The sequence below is a fragment of the Nocardioides ganghwensis genome, assembly GCF_014779655.1.
GTDB lineage: Bacteria > Actinomycetota > Actinomycetes > Propionibacteriales > Nocardioidaceae > Nocardioides > Nocardioides ganghwensis.
Genome location: NZ_JACXYX010000003.1, coordinates 273,328 through 290,359, shown reverse-complemented (window position 1 = coordinate 290,359; position 17,032 = coordinate 273,328). Strand labels below are relative to the sequence as shown.

General features: G+C 73.3%; 14 protein-coding genes. 7 read left to right on the top strand and 7 right to left on the bottom strand.

The window, feature by feature from the left end:
* The first annotated feature begins 53 nt into the window (after window positions 1-53).
* From IEZ24_RS05395 to IEZ24_RS05385, 3 genes are read left to right on the top strand one after another with little or no spacing between them, the layout of a single operon-like run.
* Window positions 54-1,319: a sugar ABC transporter substrate-binding protein gene (locus tag IEZ24_RS05395; RefSeq protein ID WP_129452982.1), complete on the top strand. Its 1,266-nt coding sequence runs from the start codon at window positions 54-56 to the stop codon at window positions 1,317-1,319.
* Window positions 1,316-2,419, top strand: coding sequence for a carbohydrate ABC transporter permease (locus tag IEZ24_RS05390; protein ID WP_207206657.1), 1,104 nt, complete (start codon window positions 1,316-1,318; stop codon window positions 2,417-2,419). The genes IEZ24_RS05395 and IEZ24_RS05390 overlap by 4 nt, the downstream gene beginning before the upstream one ends.
* The gene (locus IEZ24_RS05385) at window positions 2,416-3,351 is read left to right on the top strand and encodes a carbohydrate ABC transporter permease (protein ID WP_129452983.1); all 936 of its coding nucleotides are present in this window, start codon (window positions 2,416-2,418) and stop codon (window positions 3,349-3,351) included. The genes IEZ24_RS05390 and IEZ24_RS05385 overlap by 4 nt, the downstream gene beginning before the upstream one ends.
* A 73-nt stretch (window positions 3,352-3,424) precedes the next feature.
* Here IEZ24_RS05385 and IEZ24_RS05380 read toward each other — a convergent pair whose 3' ends face one another.
* The 6 genes from IEZ24_RS05380 to IEZ24_RS05355 form a co-directional block, all read right to left on the bottom strand.
* Complete coding sequence (locus IEZ24_RS05380; protein ID WP_165355937.1) at window positions 3,425-4,192, bottom strand: sucrase ferredoxin; 768 nt, start codon at window positions 4,190-4,192, stop codon at window positions 3,425-3,427.
* A gap of 23 nt (window positions 4,193-4,215) precedes the next feature.
* Window positions 4,216-5,019 carry a PASTA domain-containing protein gene (locus IEZ24_RS05375; RefSeq protein ID WP_165355938.1) on the bottom strand — a complete coding sequence of 268 codons (804 nt, stop codon included), beginning with the start codon at window positions 5,017-5,019 and terminating at the stop codon, window positions 4,216-4,218.
* Between the two features lie 19 nt (window positions 5,020-5,038).
* Window positions 5,039-7,969, bottom strand: a complete 2,931-nt coding sequence (locus tag IEZ24_RS05370; RefSeq protein WP_165355939.1) for a helix-turn-helix transcriptional regulator — start codon at window positions 7,967-7,969, stop codon at window positions 5,039-5,041.
* A gap of 559 nt (window positions 7,970-8,528) precedes the next feature.
* Window positions 8,529-9,719, bottom strand: a complete 1,191-nt coding sequence (gene hutI, locus IEZ24_RS05365) for an imidazolonepropionase (RefSeq protein ID WP_129452987.1) — start codon at window positions 9,717-9,719, stop codon at window positions 8,529-8,531.
* On the bottom strand, window positions 9,716-11,053 hold the full coding sequence (locus IEZ24_RS05360) for a formimidoylglutamate deiminase (RefSeq protein ID WP_129452988.1): 1,338 nt from the start codon (window positions 11,051-11,053) through the stop codon (window positions 9,716-9,718). Before IEZ24_RS05360 ends, hutI begins: the two co-directional genes overlap by 4 nt.
* Window positions 11,050-12,261 (bottom strand): allantoate amidohydrolase, encoded by a 1,212-nt coding sequence (locus IEZ24_RS05355; protein WP_207206658.1) that lies wholly within the window; start codon window positions 12,259-12,261, stop codon window positions 11,050-11,052. The genes IEZ24_RS05360 and IEZ24_RS05355 overlap by 4 nt, the downstream gene beginning before the upstream one ends.
* Before the next feature lie 105 nt (window positions 12,262-12,366).
* Here IEZ24_RS05355 and IEZ24_RS05350 point away from each other — a divergent pair, with 105 nt between their 5' ends.
* The gene (locus IEZ24_RS05350; protein ID WP_129452989.1) at window positions 12,367-12,963 is read left to right on the top strand and encodes a nitroreductase family protein; all 597 of its coding nucleotides are present in this window, start codon (window positions 12,367-12,369) and stop codon (window positions 12,961-12,963) included.
* On the opposite strand, the gene IEZ24_RS05345 is transcribed toward IEZ24_RS05350, so the two are convergent.
* Window positions 12,910-13,095 carry a hypothetical protein gene (locus IEZ24_RS05345; RefSeq protein ID WP_129452990.1) on the bottom strand — a complete coding sequence of 62 codons (186 nt, stop codon included), beginning with the start codon at window positions 13,093-13,095 and terminating at the stop codon, window positions 12,910-12,912. The genes IEZ24_RS05350 and IEZ24_RS05345 overlap by 54 nt on opposite strands.
* A 138-nt stretch (window positions 13,096-13,233) precedes the next feature.
* On the opposite strand from IEZ24_RS05345, the gene IEZ24_RS05340 reads away from it, so the two are divergent.
* The 3 genes from IEZ24_RS05340 to IEZ24_RS05330 are packed head-to-tail and all read left to right on the top strand — an operon-like array spanning window position 13,234 to window position 17,030.
* Window positions 13,234-14,580 (top strand): M20/M25/M40 family metallo-hydrolase, encoded by a 1,347-nt coding sequence (locus IEZ24_RS05340; RefSeq protein WP_129452991.1) that lies wholly within the window; start codon window positions 13,234-13,236, stop codon window positions 14,578-14,580.
* A complete protein-coding gene (locus IEZ24_RS05335) occupies window positions 14,577-16,079 on the top strand; it encodes an MFS transporter (RefSeq protein ID WP_129452992.1) in 1,503 nt (500 codons plus the stop codon). Before IEZ24_RS05340 ends, IEZ24_RS05335 begins: the two co-directional genes overlap by 4 nt.
* A gap of 9 nt (window positions 16,080-16,088) precedes the next feature.
* Window positions 16,089-17,030, top strand: coding sequence for a hypothetical protein (locus IEZ24_RS05330; RefSeq protein ID WP_129452993.1), 942 nt, complete (start codon window positions 16,089-16,091; stop codon window positions 17,028-17,030).
* Window positions 17,031-17,032: the final 2 nt, after the last annotated feature.

The following is a 17,032-nucleotide window of genomic DNA, read 5'->3' as shown; positions in this document are numbered from 1 at the left end:
CCAGACCCAGACCCAGACAGCCACCTCCCCCACCCCCAACCCAAGGAGCCACCATGTCGACCACCTCGTCGCGCACCCCCCGGTACCGCCGGGCATCCCTGGCAGCACTCGCCGTCAGCACGTCGCTCGCCCTCGCGGCGTGCGGCGGCGGCTTCGAGGACGACGGCTCCTCCGAGCCGGCGTCGTCCGGCGACGGCCCGGTCGAGCTGCAGGTGCTGATCGCGTCCAGCGGTGACGCCGAGACCCAGGCCGTCGAGGACGCGGCCGCCGCGTGGGCCGAGGAGAGCGGCAACGAGGTGGAGGTCGTGGTCGCCAACGACATCGCCCAGCAGCTCTCGCAGGGCTTCGCGGGCGGCAACCCGCCGGACGTGTTCTACGTCGACGCGGGCGTCTTCGGCGACTACGCCGAGGCCGGCAACCTCTACCCCTACCTCGACCAGATGGAGGACGCCGACGACTTCTACCCCAACCTCGTCGAGACCTTCACCCTCGACGACCAGGCCTACTGCGCCCCGAAGGACTTCTCGACCCTCGCCCTCCAGATCAACACCGCGGCGTGGAAGAAGGCCGGCCTGACCGACGCCGACATCCCGACCACCTGGGACGAGCTGCAGACCGTCGCCGACAAGCTCACCACTCCCCAGCAGGCGGGGCTCGTCCTCGGCCTGGGCCGCGACCGCGTCGGCGCCTTCCTGGTGCAGAACGGCGGCTTCTGGGTGGACAGCGAGACCGGCGAGGCGACCGCCACCGAGCCCTCCAACGTCGAGGCCCTGGAGTACGTCCAGGGGCTGCTCGACAGCGGCTCGGCCGTGCTGGCCCCCGACGTCGACGCCGGCTGGGGCGGTGAGGCCTTCGGCACCCAGAAGGCCGCGATGACCATCGAGGGCAACTGGATCCGCGGGGCGATGAGCAACGACTACCCCGACGTCGACTACACCGTCGCTGAGCTCCCCGAGGGCCCGGCCGGCAAGGGCACGCTGCTCTTCACCCAGTGCTGGGGCATCTCCGCCGACTCCGAGGACCAGGAGGCTGCCGTCTCGCTGGTCGAGTCGATGACCTCGCCGGAGCAGCAGCTCGCCAACGCCGAGGCCTTCGGCGTCATGCCCAGCCGCGAGTCGGCGCAGGCCGACTACGTCGAGCAGTTCCCCGAGGACGCCCCGTTCATCGCGGGTGGCGAGTACGGCCAGGGCCCGGTGAACCTGCCCGGTCTCGGCCCGGTGCTGGCCGACCTCGACTCGCAGCTCGAGCAGATCGCCAGGGCCGACGCCACCGAGATCCTCGAGTCCTTCCAGAAGAACGCCGAGGCGGAGCTGCAGTGAGCAACGCGGGCAGCATCCGCGGAGGCCAGACCCGCGCCGGCTGGCTCTTCGTGCTGCCGACCCTGGTCGTGCTCGGGCTGTTCCTCGCGGTGCCGGTGGTGATGGCGCTGTGGGTGTCCTTCACCGACTGGAACGGCCGCGGCAGCCCGTTCGCGTCCGGGGTCGGGTTCGTCGGCACCGACAACTACCGCGAGCTGTTCGGGGAGCAGGGCGGGCTCACCAGGGCGGACTTCATGACGTCGCTGCGCAACAACTTCTACTACGTCCTGCTCGTGGTGCCGCTCCAGACCGTGTTCGCGCTGTTCCTCGCCCTGGTGCTCAACCAGCAGATGTTGAAGGCGGTCGGCTTCTTCCGTACGGCCTTCTACTTCCCGTCGGTGGTGAGCTCGGTGGCCATCAGCCTGGTCTTCCTGTTCCTGTTCTCCGGGGGCGGTGTGGTCAACTCCATGCTCGAGACCATCGGGGTCGACGGGCCGACCTGGTTCAACGACTCCCGCGGCCTGCTGCACGTCGTCGGTGACGGGCTGGGGCTCTGGAACGCTGCGGACCCGCCGTCCGCGCTCGCCGGAGGAGGCCTCCTCGGCTTGACGTGGTGGCAGTGGCTCTCCGGCCCCAGCGTGGCCCTGTCGGTGATCATCATGCTCGTCGTCTGGACGACCACCGGCACCTTCATGCTGATGTTCATCGCCGCGCTGCAGGACCTGCCGGTCGAGGTCGAGGAGGCCGCACGCATCGACGGCGCCGGCCGCTGGGGGGTGTTCCGCAACGTCACGCTGCCGCACCTGCGCCCGACGATGCTGCTCGTCACGACCCTCGGACTGATCGGCACGTGGCAGGTCTTCGACCAGGTCTACGTCATGACGCAGGGCGGTCCGAGCAAGACGACCCTCACCCCGGCGTTCCTGTCCTACTTCTACGCCTTCGAGAACCAGAAGTGGGGGGTCGCAGCGGCGATGGCCTTCATCCTGTTCCTCATCATCTTCGCGAGCGCGACCCTGCAGCGCTGGCTCTTCCGTGACAAGGACGCCATCGAACTCAAGCGCCAGGAGCGGCGTACGAAGAAGGCGCGCGCCCGCGCCGTGGCCGGAGGTGCCGCATGACCACCCAGAAGACCACCACCGAGCCGACCACCGACGAGCCGACCACCGGCCGACGGAGCACCGGTCGACGGAGCACCGGCCGGTCCACGAAGCCGATGATCGGCGACCGCTCCGCCCTGCTCCTGTTCCTCGGTTACGCCGTCCTCGTCTTCTTCTCGTTCGTCTACCTCTATCCGTTCCTGGTGCAGCTCACGACGGCGTTCAAGACCAACACCGACGCCGTCGCCAACCCGCTGTCCCTCGTCGCCGACCCCTTCACGACGGCGGCGTTCCGCGAGCTGGCGGAGCGCGACTTCCCGCTCTGGTTCACCAACTCGGTGGTCGTCACCCTGCTGGTCACCGCGGGCCGGGTGTTCCTCTGCTCGCTGGCCGGCTACGCGCTGGCGCGCATCAAGTTCCGCGGGCGCAGCGCGGTCTTCACCGCGATCCTCGCGGTGATGGCGGTGCCCGGCGTCATCCTGCTGATCCCGAAGTTCCTGGTGCTGCGCTACCTCGGCATCTACGACACCTACCCGGCGCTGGTCCTGCCGCTCCTGGTGGACGCCGCGGGCGTCTTCATCATGAAGCAGTTCTTCGAGTCGATCCCCGAGTCGATCGAGGAGGCCGCCCGGATCGACGGCGCCGGCACCTTCCGCACCTTCTGGTCCGTCGTGCTGCCGATGGCGCGCCCGGCGCTGATCACCATCACGATCCTGTCGTTCCAGGGATCGTGGAACGAGCTGCCGCACTTCATCGTGGCCTCGCAGGACAGCGACCTCTTCACCCTCACGAAGGGCGTCGCGACGCTGACCAGCGGTCAGCTCGGCTCGGGCTCGCAGTACCCGATCACCATGGCCGCGGCGCTGCTGATGACCATCCCGGTGGCGATCGTCTTCTTCGTCTTCCAGAAGTACCTCGTCCGCGGGGGTACGTCAGGGGCGGTGAAGGGCTGAGACTCCGGCGCCGGGCGGGCTTCCGCCTCCTAGCACCCGCCCGGCACCGGCTTGCTCCCCCGCTCGACCCGGGTCAGCGGGCGGGGCGTACCTCGTAGCGGGTCGTCCCCTTGACCTTGTCGTCCCCGCAGGACTGGCGGCGTACGGGCCCGGGCACGGCGACGACCTCGTCGTGCGCGTCGCCGCCGCCGAGGACGTGCAGCTCGCGGACCTGCTCCTCGCCCGACCGGCCGGCGCGACCCCGGGTGACGTCGAGCGGCACCTCGCCCCGCGCGACGGCCTCGCACGCACCAAGGGCGTTGTCGGTGTCGAGGCGGCCGAGGGTCAGCCCGCTGGGCAGGGCGAGCAGCGTGCCCGAGAACCGGTGGCCACCGAGGTGCGTGGTCTCCCACGTGCCCGCCGGCCACCGCTCGCTGAGCAGCCCCGCGATGGGGCGGCCGACCTCGGCGCAGCACCGGTCGCGCTTGCCGTTGGTGCAGACCAGCCAGAGCGGCTCGTCGTGGGCCGGCAGCGCCGCCTGATCGGCGAGGTCGAGGTCGAGGAGGTCCTCCGGCCGCTCGAGCACCGCGCGGCGGACGGCGTACCCGTCCCCGGTGGCGCGGGCGTGGAAGACGTGGGTGCCGGGGCCGGCGTGCCCGTCGTAGCGGCGGAGCAGGAAGACCTTGAGGTCGAGCGCGGCCAGGTGGGCGCGGACGGCCTCGGGCAGCCGGTTGTCGGTGACCGCGTCGCGCCCCCACGGCCCGGGGGACTCGACGAGCAGGATCTCGGGGTCGGTGGGCGCGGTGCCGGCGATCGGCTCGTCGTCGGTGAGGCTGGCGAGCGAGCAGCGGTAGTCGGGCACGGGGGAAGTCTGACGGACGGGTGTCAGGGACTGCCCAGCAGGACGTTGACGTCGGTGATCCGGCCCGCGCCGTCGGTCCACACCTGGACGGCGGCCTCCTCCATGCAGGCCCGCGGGCGGCGGGTGACCAGGCTCCACGACGACGGCAACCGGCGCACCAGGTCGGCCGGCAGCGCGACGCTCTTGACCGGGCAGGAGAAGGGCGGCACGTCACGGTCGGCCATCGGCCCGGAGGACAGGAGGTCGAGGATGCGTACGTCGGGGCGTTCGGCGTAGGCCACGTCGAGCGTCCACGCCGCGGGGTCGCCGGCCCGGGCTGCGGTGAGGGTGCGGACGGGGCGGTTCGCCACCAGGAACCGCACCCGGTCGGCGAGCTCGGGGGCGGGCTCGTCCTCGCGTGCCCATGCCTCCAGGCGGCGCAGGGCGGTCGCCGCGTACGGGAAGGTGCAGGTCGCTGTGGCCGGCGCCCTGGCCACCACGAGCCCGATGGTCGCGCCGCGGTCGACCTCCGTGCCCGGAGCCGGGTCCTGGGCCAGGACGACGCCGGCTCCGCAGCGGACCCGGGACGTCACCTCGAGCCGAAGACCCTGCCCGGTCAAGGCCTCGCGCACCTCCCGCAGGCGTGCGCCGACCAGCACCCCGACGCGGGCCGGCGTGCGACGCTCGTCCGCGCCCCCGGTCGTCCCGTCCTGCGGGGCGGCCGGCGTGGCGGCAGTTGCGCCCACACCCGGATCGACATCGCGGTCGGACTCGTCGGGGGTCGAGCACCCGGCGAGGAGCATGAGTGCGATCGCCGCCAGGTGCTTCACAGGGGTGGGACGCCCCACGTGTCCGCTGCGTTGCACGTCAGAGCAGCCCGCGACGCCGGGCGACCGCGACGGCCTCGGTGCGCGAGGCGGCATCGAGCTTGGCGAGCACGTTGGAGACGTGGACCGACACGGTCTTGGTGCTGATGAAGAGCTGCTTGCCGATCTCGCCGTTGGAGCGTCCCTCCGCGACGAGGGCGAGGATCTCCGACTCGCGCGGGGTGAGCGCGGTGACCTCGGTGGACGCGGCGGGCGACGCTGTCGAGCCCTGCGCGGTGAGCTCGGCGACCAGGTGCCGGGACCCGATCGCGTGCGCCGCCTCGCGCGCGAGGTCGGCGACCTGGCGGGCACCGGCCGCATCGCCGGTGGCGCGCAGGACCCCGGCGAGGCGTACGCGGGCCTGGGCGATCTCGGGGACGCTGCCGAAGGCGACGGCGGTCTCCTCCGCGGCCCGCCAGGCGTCGACGAGCTCCTCGGCCGAGGGCGGGTCGACCTGCGCGAGCCATCGCCACCGCAGGTGCTCGGCGGTGCGGCGGGCGACCCACATGCGGTACTCGGGGCCGTGGCTGCCGTCGTAGGGGGCGTAGAAGTCGATGACGCGCGCCCCGTCTCCCATCAGGCGCTCGACGTCCGCGGCCGCGGCCTGGCGCTCCTCGGCGCTCTGGCGAGGGGCGGCCGAGGCGAGCGCGGCGACGGTGAGGGTGGCGAGCCGCAGCCGGGCCTGGAACCACTCGTGCCACAGGGGCACGACGACGGCGACCACGTCGTCGTAGACCGCGACGGCCCGCGCCGCGTCGCCGACGGCGGCCGCTGCCATCAGCTCGGCGCTCGCGGCCGACAGGGCGGTGAGGCCGTCGGTGCCCCAGTAGTCGCGGAGCCGCTCGAGTGCCTTCGGCTTGGGTTCGCCCCGGATGCCGATGGTGATGAGCATCTGGTGGGCGAAGTAGAGCCACTCGAAGACCATCGGCGGGTTCTGGCCGCTGACGTCGAGCAGCTCCCAGGCCTCGTCGAGGCGCCCCTGGTGGGTGAGGGCCACGGCCAGCAGCAGCCGCGACTCGGCGGGGTAGGGCGACCAGATGAGCCCGCCCACCTCGCTGCGCGCGATCACCTCGCGGTAGACATCGATGGCGGTGTCGAGCTCGCCCTCGTCCTGGTGGAGCCGGCCGAGCAGGTAGAGGGCGCGCAGCTCGGGCTCGATGAGTCCGGCCTGCCGGGCACGGTCGGCCGCGGCCCGCCACCCGGCGCTGGGGCTCGCCCCGCCCGCGGGGTCGAGGCCGGCCACCGTGGCGTGCAGCTCGACGGCCAGGTTGGTGAGGTCGTGGCGCTCCGCGATCTCGAGGGCCTGCAGCGCCACGGCGCGCGCGTCGTCGACCTCCCACCCGAGGAGGCTCTGGGCGTGCACGAGCAGCGCGCGGGCGACCAGCTTGGGCGGACCGCCCCGCAGCAGCTCGACGGCCGCGGCGGCGATCTCGCGCGGGGAGTCGGTGGTGTCGGTCAGCATGAGCGCCGACGCGAGGGCCGTCATGAGCTGGCCCCGGTCGAGGTCGGCCCCCTCCTCCGGCAGGGTGGCCAGGCGGGCGCGCAGCACCTTGACCGCCTTGGGAACCCGCCCGGACGCGACCAGCGCGTCGGCGCAGCGGCGGGCCAGGGCGGACGCGTCCACGTCGGGGACCGGGGTGCGGGAGGTGTCGATGAGCTCCAGCGCGTCGAGGAGGTGGGTCGCCGCCTCGGACGGCCCACCGACGGCGAGGGCCTCCTCGCCCGCCTCGATCGAGGCGCGGATCGCGACCGGCCGGTCGTCGGCGCGGCGGGCGTGCTGGGCGAGCTCGGCAGCCGTGCCGATGGCCCGCCCCTCCCCCAGCGCCGACACGAAGTCGGCGTGCAGCCGCATCCGCTCGCCGGGCAGCAGGTCGTCGTAGACGGCCTCGCCGAGCAGCGCGTGCCGGAAGGCGTACGTGCCGCCGCGCGAGGCGACGAGGACGTTGGCCTCGACGGCGGTGCGCAGGGCCGCCTCGAGCTCGGCGGGAGCGAGGTCGGAGACCTCGGCCAGCAGGCCGTGGCTCACCTGTCGGCCGGCGACCGAGACGATCCGCACGACCCGGCGGGTGGGCTCGTCGAGGCGGTCGAGGCGGACGAGGAGGAGGTCGGCGAGCTCGCCCGGCACCTGGCCCGACCACGCGGCACCGACGAGCTCCTCGACGAAGAACGGGTTGCCCTCGGCGCGGTCGACGATGGAGACGTACTCAGCCTCGGACATCGTCGCGGGGTGCAGCGCGCGGACGAGGCGGCGTACGGCGTCGTCGGTCAGCGGCTCGAGCTGGAGCCGGTCGACGCCCCGCAGCCGCAGCCACTCCGCGACCTGGCGCCGCAGCGGGTGACGGCGGTGGAGGTCGTCGGCGCGGTAGGAGACGACGAGCGAGACGCCCGGCACGGGGCGGGAGAACAGGAAGCTCAGCATGTCGCGGGTGGACTCGTCGGCCCAGTGGGCGTCCTCGACCACGACGAGGAGCGGCGCCTGCTCGGCGACGGCGGAGAGGAGGTCGCCGAACGCGTCGTAGACGTTGCCCCGGTCGAGGGCCTGGTCGCCGGACGCGGTCTCGCTGCTGCGGATGCGTCGGCCGGGCTGGAGGCGCGCGAGCGTGGGGTGCTGCTCGAGGACGCGGGACGCGACGTCGGGGTGCTCGGTGATCGCGATGCCGAGGACCTCGGAGAAGGGGAGGTAGGGCAGGGAGGAGTCCGCGAGGTCGAGGCAGTGGCCCGCGACGACCTGCCAGCCCGCCTCGAGCGCGGCGTCGCGCAGCGCCATCAGCACGCGGGTCTTGCCGACGCCGGCGTCACCGCCGAGGAGCATCGCCCGGACGCTCTGCTCGACCGGCCGGCCGCCCCCGGACGTGCGAATGCCGAGCTGGGCAGTCAGCTGCTCCAGCTCGGCATCGCGTCCGATGAGATCGGTGGTCCGCAGGGCCGGCACGGACGACATTGTGTCCTGCCGGTCCGACACGCGCGGGTCGATCGCAGTGTGGCTCACTTCTGGGTGTCGTCGGGACGGACACGGGTCCAGCGGCGCTGGCTGTAGTCCTTCCTCACCTTGGCCTGTCGGTAGGCGATCTCGGCACTCAGGAAGTTGTCGGTCGTGTACATGGTGGTTCTCCTCTTCTCGTCCGGCCCCTCGGTGGGACCGTGAGTAGAGATTCCGTCGCTGAGGTAGGCACGGACATCGGGCGCGTGCCCTATTCGTGGGTGGCCGGCTACCTCAGACGGGGCGCGCGGCGGCGTACGGCGGGGGTCTGAGGTAGTCCGGGAGCCCCCGGGGGGTAGTCCAGTGGTTGGTGGCTGCCCAGCCGGGTGGTCCAGTGACGTCTGGCTCGAAACCGGCGTCTTCCGTAGCCACTTCCCACTGGACTACCGGGCTCCGCGACCCGGCCGGGTAGTCCAGTGACGGATGGTCGTGGCGAGGCGTCCACAGCAGCCACTTCCCACTGGACTATCCCGCCTGCCCCGCCTTATCTCGCCTATCTCGCCTACCCCGACTATCCCGACCATCCCGGGGTGCCGACCACCGGTCGCCCGGCCTGCCAGACCCCGGCCACGAGCGGGACGCCGGGGCGGTAGGCGAGGTGGACGTGGGACGGCGCGTCGAGGAGGACGAGGTCGGCGGCCTTGCCGGGGGCGAGCACGCCGACGTCGTCACGGTCGAGGGCGGCGGCGCCCGTCGCGGTGGCGGCGTGCAGCGCCTCGGCGGGACTCATCCGCATCTCGCGCACGGCGAGCGCGATGCACAGCGCCATCGAGGAGGTGAAGCACGAGCCCGGGTTGCAGTCGCTGGCCAGCGCCACGCGTACGCCCGCGTCGAGCAGGCCGCGGGCGTCGGGGTAGGGCTGCCGGGTGGAGAACTCCACGCCCGGCAGCAGGGTCGCGATGGTGCCGCTCGACACGAGCGCGTCCACGTCGGCGTCGGCGAGGAACGTGCAGTGGTCGACGGCGACCAGGCCGAGCTCGCAGGCCAGCCGTACGCCGCCTCCGTACGTCAGCTGGTTGGCGTGGAGCCGCCCGCGCAGGCCGCTGTCGGTGCCGGCCTGCAGGATGGCCCGTGCCTGGTCGACGTCGAAGGCGCCGTCCTCGCAGAACACGTCGATCCACCGGGCGTGCGGTGCTGCCGCCGCGAGCATGGGGCCGGTGACGAGAGCGACGTAGTCCTCGGGGGTGGTGTCGGCGGGGACGACGTGGGCACCGAGGAACGTGGTCTCGTCGGTGAACTGGCGGGCCACCGCGAGACTGCGTGCCTCGTCGTGGACCGACAACCCGTAGCCGCTCTTGATCTCGACGGTGGTGGTGCCCTGGGTCCGCATCTCGGCGACGAGCCGGGCGACGTGGGAAGTGAGCTGCTCGTCGGTGGCGGCACGGGTCCGCGCGACCGTCGTGCGGATGCCGCCGGCGGTGTAGGGCTGACCGGTCATCCGTGCCTCGAACTCGGCCGAGCGGTCACCGGCGAAGACGAGGTGGCTGTGGGAGTCGACGAAGCCGGGGATGACCGCGCGCCCGCCGGCGTCGACCTGCACGTCGGCGTCGGGGGCGTCGGCGGCCGGGCCGACCCAGGCGATCCGCCTGCCCTCGACCACGACCGCGGCGTCGGTCAGCAGGCCGAGGAGCCCGCCCTGCTCGGCGCGGGCGGGGTCGTTGGTCACCAGCTCCCCGATGCCGGTGATGACGGTGGTCGTCATGCCTGCTCCTCCCCGATCCGGGTGATCACGTCGTCGAGCTCGCGGCCGATCGCGGCGCGGTCGCCGTCCTCGACGACCCACCTGCCGTCGGCCATCACACGGCGCACGTCCTCGGCGACGGCGGCGAAGACGACGGTGTTCTCGTCGCGGCCGGTCCCGGCGGTGCGCGGCGAGGCGGGGTCGAGCACGACGAGGTCGGCGCGCTGCCCGACGGCGATCGCGCCCGCGTCGGGCCAGCCGAGTGAGGCGTGGCCGTCGGTCGTGGCGGCGGTGAGCAACTCGGCGGCCGTCCAGTGCCCGCGCTGCTGGGTGGCGAGCCGCTCGTCGAGCTCGACGGCGCGCATCTCCTCGAAGAGGTCGATCACCGCGTGGCTGTCGGAGCCGAGGGTGAGCCGGGCGCCGGCGTCGTGCAGGCGGCGCGACGGCCCGATGCCGTCGCCGAGGTCGCGCTCGGTGGTCGGGCAGAAGCTCGCCCAGGACCCGGCCCGCCCGATCAGCGCGACGTCCTCGTCGGTCAGGTGGGTGGCGTGGACGAGGCTGGTCGTCGGGCGCAGCAGGCCGTGGTCGGCGAGCAGCCGCGTGGGCGTGACGCCGTACGCCTCGAGGCAGGCGGTGTTCTCGGCGACCTGCTCGGACAGGTGCACGTGGAACGGTCGGTCGCCGACCCACGACGCCACGGTCCCGAGGTCGTCCGCGGGCACCGCGCGCACGGAGTGGACGGCCGCGCCGACGGTGGCGTGGCCCCCGCTGGCCGAGGTGCGAGCGACGCCGGCCTCGAGACCGTCGACCCGCTCCACCCAGCGCTCCACCGAGCCGTCGCTGTAGCGCACCTGTGCGCCCTCCGGAGGCGCCCCGAAGCCGGACGAGAGGTAGAGCGTGTCGAGCAGGGTGATCCGGATGCCGGCCTGCCGGGCCGCCTCGACCAGGGCCGCGCCCATCTCGTCGGGGTCGACGTACGGCGTCCCGTCGGGCTGGTGGTGGAGGTAGTGGAACTCCCCGACGCAGGTGATCCCGGCGGCCGCCATCTCGCGGTACGTCGCCCGGGCGAGGGCCAGGTAGGTGTCGGGGTCGAGCCGCGCGGCGACGGCGTACATCTGGTCGCGCCAGGTCCAGAACGAGCCGCGCTCGCGCTGGGTGCGTCCGCGGAGCGCGCGGTGGAAGGCGTGGCTGTGGGTGTCGGCGAGGCCCGGGACGACCAGGCCGCGGACCGGGACCGCGCGCGGCGGGTCGGAGTCGGGGGTGACCGAGGCGAAGCGGCCGTCCTCGACCTCCACGAGCACGTCGTCGGCGAACCGGTCCCCCAGCCAGGCCCGCTCGAGGAGGTACGCCGTCATGCGCCCGCCAGCTCGGCCAGCACGTCGGCGAGCGCCTCGACCCCGGCCAGGCAGTCGGCGGTCTCGGCGTGCTCGTCCGGCGAGTGGGAGACCCCGGTCGGGTTGCGGACGAAGACCATGGCGGTCGGGACGCCCGCGTCGGACAGGATGCCGGCGTCGTGGCCGGCCTGGGTCGGGATGACGGGCCAGTCGCCGAGCCCGGCCAGCCGCGTGGCCAGGTCGGGGTCGAAGGCGACCGAACCGGAGACGGACTCCGCGGTGACGGTGAGCGAGGTGCCGTCGCGACCGGCGCGGTCGTCGGCCTGCCGCTCGATCGCTGCGACCAGCTCGGCGAGGGCGTCGTCGGAGGAGGCGCGCGCGTCGAGCCAGGCGGTGACGAGCGACGGGACCGCGTTGGTGCCGTTGGGCTCGACCGCGATCCGCCCGAAAGTGGCGCGCTGCCCGGCGAGCCGCGCCTGCTTGTTGGCGGCGAGCGCGGTCATCGCATAGGTGAGCATCGGGTCGCGCCGGTCCTCCATGCGCGTGCTGCCCGCGTGGTTGGCCTGTCCGGCGAAGTCGAAGCGCCAGCGGCCGTGCGGCCAGATCTCGCTGGCGAGGCCGACGGCGACGTCGCGGTCGACGAGGTCGCGGCCCTGCTCGACGTGCAGCTCGACGAAGGTGCCGACCCGGTCGAGCGACAGCAGCCCGGCCGAGGGATCGAGGCCGGCCGCCTCGACGGCGTCGGCGAGGAAGACACCGTCGCGGTCGCGCAGCTCGCGGGCTGCGTCCCAGGTCGTCGCACCGGCGACCAGCCGGGAGCCGAGGCAGGCGCGCCCGAAGCGCGAGCCCTCCTCCTCGACGAAGACGCCGATGCCCAGCGGCCGGCTCGGCTCGAAGCCGCGATCACGCAGGCGGTCGACCGCCGCCAGCGCCGACACCACGCCCAGCGGCCCGTCGTACGCCCCGCCGTCGAGCACGGAGTCGAGGTGGGAGCCGGTCAGCACGCCCGGCGCGTCGGACGCGGCGTCCGGAGACCACCACGCGACCTGGTTGCCGATGCCGTCGGTCTCCACGGTGAGCCCTCGTGCGGCGCAGGCCTCGGCGAACCACGACCGCAGCTCGGTCTCGGCCGACGCCCACGGTTGGCGGAAGTAGCCGCCCGAGGACGCCGACCGTCCGACCGGCGCGAGGTCGCGCCACATCTGCTCGAAGTCGGGGGTCTCGGCCATGCGGCCAGTCCACCGGGATCGCAGCGTGGGGTCAACGAGCGCCCGCGGCAAGTCGTCTCGGATCTGAGACGTGGTTCCGAGGCTCGGAACCACGATGATGGGGACATGGAGTTCCGTGAGGTCGTACGCCGCCGGCGGATGGTGCGCCGCTACGCCGACGCACCGGTCGACCCGGCGGTCGTCGACCGGATGCTCGAGCACGCCCAGCGCGCCCCCAACGCAGGCTTCACGCAGGGGTGGGCGTTCCTGGTGCTCGACACCCCCGACGACGTCGCACTGTTCTGGGAGTCGACCGGCGCCGGCTCCGACGACCACAACGCCTGGCTCGACGGGATGCGTACGGCCCCGGTCGTGATCGTCCCGCTGACGAGCAAGGCGGCGTACCTCGACCGCTACGCGCAGCCCGACAAGGGGTGGACCGACCGGAGCGAGGACCGCTGGCCGGTGCCCTACTGGTTCGTCGACGCGGGCATGGCCGCGCTGCTGGTCCTCCAGACGGCCGTCGACGAGGGCCTCGGCGCCTGCTTCTTCGGCATCCCCGGCGCGCACCTCGAGACCTTCCGGGAGGCGTTCGGCGTCCCGGACAGCCATGCGCCGGTCGGCGCGATCACCGTCGGCCACCGGCTGCCCGACACCGGCCCGGCGGGGTCACCGTCCCGGCGGGCGCGACGCGACGACGTCGTCCACCGCGGTCGCTGGTGAGCGCAGCGGCTCGAGCGCCGCTCGCACCTGGGCGAGCAGCGGACGGGCAGCCGGGTCGAGGCTGACGCAGGCCGCGAGCAGGTCGCGCACCTCCGCGGGCAGCAGGTCGAGGCCCTGCGGCGCGAGGGGCATCCGGCGGTGCACGAGCGGCCAGCGGCGCCGGCTCTCCCACGTGGCCTCGTCGCCGTACGGCGCGGTGCGGGATGACGTGGTCAGGAGTTGTGCGTGAGAGCGCCCTCATGGACGGCTGGGCGGCGCTAGGTTCAGCCCATGACCGACCGCGTGGTCGCCGCGCTGCAGGCCCTCGTACGCCTCCCGACCGTCTCCGACCGCGACCCCGCGCGCGTCGACACCGACGCCTTCGACCGGCTGCTGGCCGAGCTCGCCGCGCAGTTCCCGCTGCTGCACGAGCGCCTCGACCTGACCCGTGTCGGCTCGCACGGACTGCTGTTCCACTGGGCGGGCGCGAGCGCCGAGCGGCCGGTCGTGCTGATGGCCCACCTCGACGTCGTGCCCGTCGACGGGGACGCCCCGTGGCGGCACGACCCGTTCGGCGGCGAGGTCCACGACTCCGACGTCGGGCCGGCGGTCTGGGGTCGCGGCACCCTCGACGACAAGGGCTGCGTCGCGGCGATCTGCGACGCGGTCGAGTCGCTGCTCGAGGCCGGGCACGCGCCGGCGCAGGACGTGTGGCTGTCGTTCGGCTGCGACGAGGAGGTCAGCGGCACCGCCGCGGTGGAGGCGGTCGAGGTGCTCCGCGAGCGCGGCGTGACGCCGTGGCTGGTGCTCGACGAGGGTGGTGCGATCGCCGGGGGCGCGTTCCCCGGCGTGAAGTCGCCGCTGGGCGTCATCGGCGTCACCGAGAAGGGCACCACCTCCCTCGAGCTGGTCGCCGAGGGCCGCGGCGGCCACGCGTCCACTCCTGCCCGCAACGGCCCGACGGCGCGCATCGCCCGCGCCATCCTGCGGATCGAGAAGTCCCCGTTCCCGGCCTCGGCACCCGCTCCGACGCTGGAGCTGATGCGCCGCCTGGCCCCGCACGTCCCCCTCCCCCTGCGCCCCGTCCTCAAGCCCCTGCTCGGGCGCGCGGACCGGTTGGCGCCCGTGGTCACGCGGGCGCTGCTCGCGGCCGGCCCCGAGGCCGCAGCCATGACGCGTACGACGGTCGCGACGACCACCCTCAGCGGGTCGCCCGCCCTCAACGTGATCGCCTCGACCGCCAAGGCCGGGCTCAACGTCCGGGTGATGGTGGGCGACACGGTGGCCGGCGTGGTCGAGCACGTCCGCACGGCGATCGACGACGAGTCGATCCGCATCGACGTCGTCGAGTCGGGCGAGCCGTCCCCGATCTCGCCGATGGACGAGCCCTTCGAGCTGCTCGAGGCGTGCATCGCCGAGGTCTTCCCCGAGGCCGTCGCGACGCCCTACGTGATGATGGCCGCCACCGACTCGCGCCACTTCACCGCGATCAGCGAGCACGTCTACCGCTTCGCCCCCTTCCGGATGACCAAGGCGCAGCGCCAGGCCATCCACTCCTACGACGAGCACATCGGCGTCGCCGACCTCGTCGACGGCGCCCGCTGGTATGCGCGGCTGATCGAGAGGCTGCCGAGATGACGGGTTCCGACAGGCTCGACCAGCAGGACGTGCCGAAGGCGCCGACCGCGGTGAAGGGCCTCGCCGCGGTCGTCGGCCTCCTGGTGCTGGTGGAGGTCGCGAGCGGCGTCCTCCAGGGCTACTACACGCCGATCTACCCGCAGATCGCCGAGCACCTCGAGATCAGCGAGGGCGACATCAACTGGTTCGAGGCGGCGCAGCTGATCGTCAGCGCGCTGTGCATCCCGCTGCTGGCGCGGCTCGGCGACCTCGTCGGCCACAAGCGGGTGCTGCTGATCTCGACGGCGGTCACCGCACTCGGCTCGTGGTGGCTGGCGTTCGCGCCGACGTTCACGACCTTCCTCGTCGGCTGGGCGGTCCAGGGCGCGTACGTCGTGTGGCTGCCGCTGGAGATCGCGATCATCCACCGCCGCACCCGGTCCTCGGGCCGGCAGGAGCTGCTGACCCGGCGCGGCGCCGCGGTCCTCGTCGGCTCGCTCGAGCTCGCGGTGATCATCGGCGCGGTCACCAGCGGGCTCCTCGTCGAGACGATGGACATGAACCTCCTCCTCGCCCTGCCCGCCGCCGTCGTCACCGCCGTCTTCTTCGTCATCCTGTTCGGCATCGAGCAGGCGCCGGGTGACGACACCGGCGGCATCGACTGGACCGGGCTCGCGCTCGTGACGGTCGCCCTCGGGGTGCTGATGGGCGGTCTGGTGTGGCTGCGCCTCGACGGCGCGGGCTCGCTGCTCGGCTGGACGACGATCCTGCTGTCCGTCGCCGTCTTCGCCGCCTTCTGGCGCTTCGAGCTCGCGCACCCCGACCCGATCGTCGACGTACGGCTGCTCTCCAGCCCGGCCCAGTGGCCGGTGCAGCTCACCGCCTTCCTCTTCGGGATCCCGGTGCTCGGCGGCCAGATCCCGTTGTCGACGTACGCCCAGGCCGACCCCGCCGAGCGCGGCTACGGCCTCGGGGCGGACCCGGCCTTCATCTCCACCCTGATCGGTCTCTACGTCGTGACGCTGGCGGTCGGCGCGTTCACGCTGCCGCTGACGACGCGGCTGCTGGGAGGCGTACGCCGGGCGCTGGTCGTCGCGTGCTGCCTCGTCGGGCTGGGCTACCTGCTGTGGCTCCCGTTCAACTCCGAGACCTTGCAGGCGCTGGTCAACATGGGCATCGCGGGGCTCGGGTCGGGCGCGCTCGTCGCCGCCCTCCCGGCGGCCGCAGCTGCAGCAGCCCCTCCCGAGCGCACCGGCATCGCGACCGGGATGACCAACGGCACCAAGACCGTCGGCGGCGCGATCGCCTCCGCGATCTTCGCGATCGCGCTCACCGCCACCGGCTCGCTCGACGCGACGTCGGAGCAGGTCGCCCCCTTCGGCGGCTACCTGACGGTGTGGGCCGTGTGCTCGGGTGCGGCCTTCCTCGCCGCGCTCGCGCTGCTGGCCGCACCGCGGCACGCGTTCAGCGACGCACCGACCGCTTCGGTGATCGAGCAGGCCGCGCGACCCGGGCGGTAGCCTCTGCCCATGACTCGGGGGACTCGGGCGCGGCTGGCTGCGCTCACGACGGCACTGCTCACCCTTCCGCTGCTGGCGGGGCCGCCGGCCCAGGCCGCGGACCGTACGCCGACCGCCGAGGTGGCGGCGACGGGCGACCGGGCCGCGGGGCGTACGCCCTCCCGGCTGCCGGGCGGCGGGAAGACGGTCTTCGGCAGGAAGCGCTTCCTCACCGCCTACTACGGCACCGCGGGCACCGGCTCGCTGGGCGTCCTCGGGGAGACCGACCCCGACCGTGCGTTCCGCCGGATCGTCCGTGCCGGCAAGCCGTTCCTCCGGCGCGGCGAGCGGCTCCTCCCCGTCTACGAGCTGATCGTCACGGTGGCCGACGGCGCGGACTTCCCCGGCACCGACGGCGACCACGCCCACGACGTCCTGCACAGCCGCGTGCAGGCCTACATCGACGCCGCCCGCCGCAACGGCGTGCTCCTGCTGCTCGACCTCCAGCCGGGTCGCACCGACTTCCTCGCCACCGCCAAGCGGTGGGAGTGGGCGCTCGAGGACCCGTGGGTCGGACTGGCGCTCGACCCCGAGTGGCGGGTCGGGCCGGGCGAGTTCCCCGGGCAGACCATCGGCTCGGTCTCCGCGCGCGAGATCAACCGCACCGCCGGCTGGTTGTCGCGGCTGACGCGCGACAACGGCCTGCCGGAGAAGCTGTTCGTCATCCACCAGTTCACGACCGGGATGGTCCCCGACATCCGCAAGGTGCGCCGGCGCGACGGCCTGGCGATGGTGCAGCACGTCGACGGCTTCGGCAGCCCGGCCGACAAGCTCGCGACCTACCGCAACGTGGCCGTGCCGCGGAAGTTCACGATGGGCTTCAAGGTCTTCTACGACGAGGACGTCCCGCGCATGCGCCCCCAGCAGGTGCGCCGTGCCCTGCCCGACGTCCGGTTCGTGTCCTACCAGTAGGG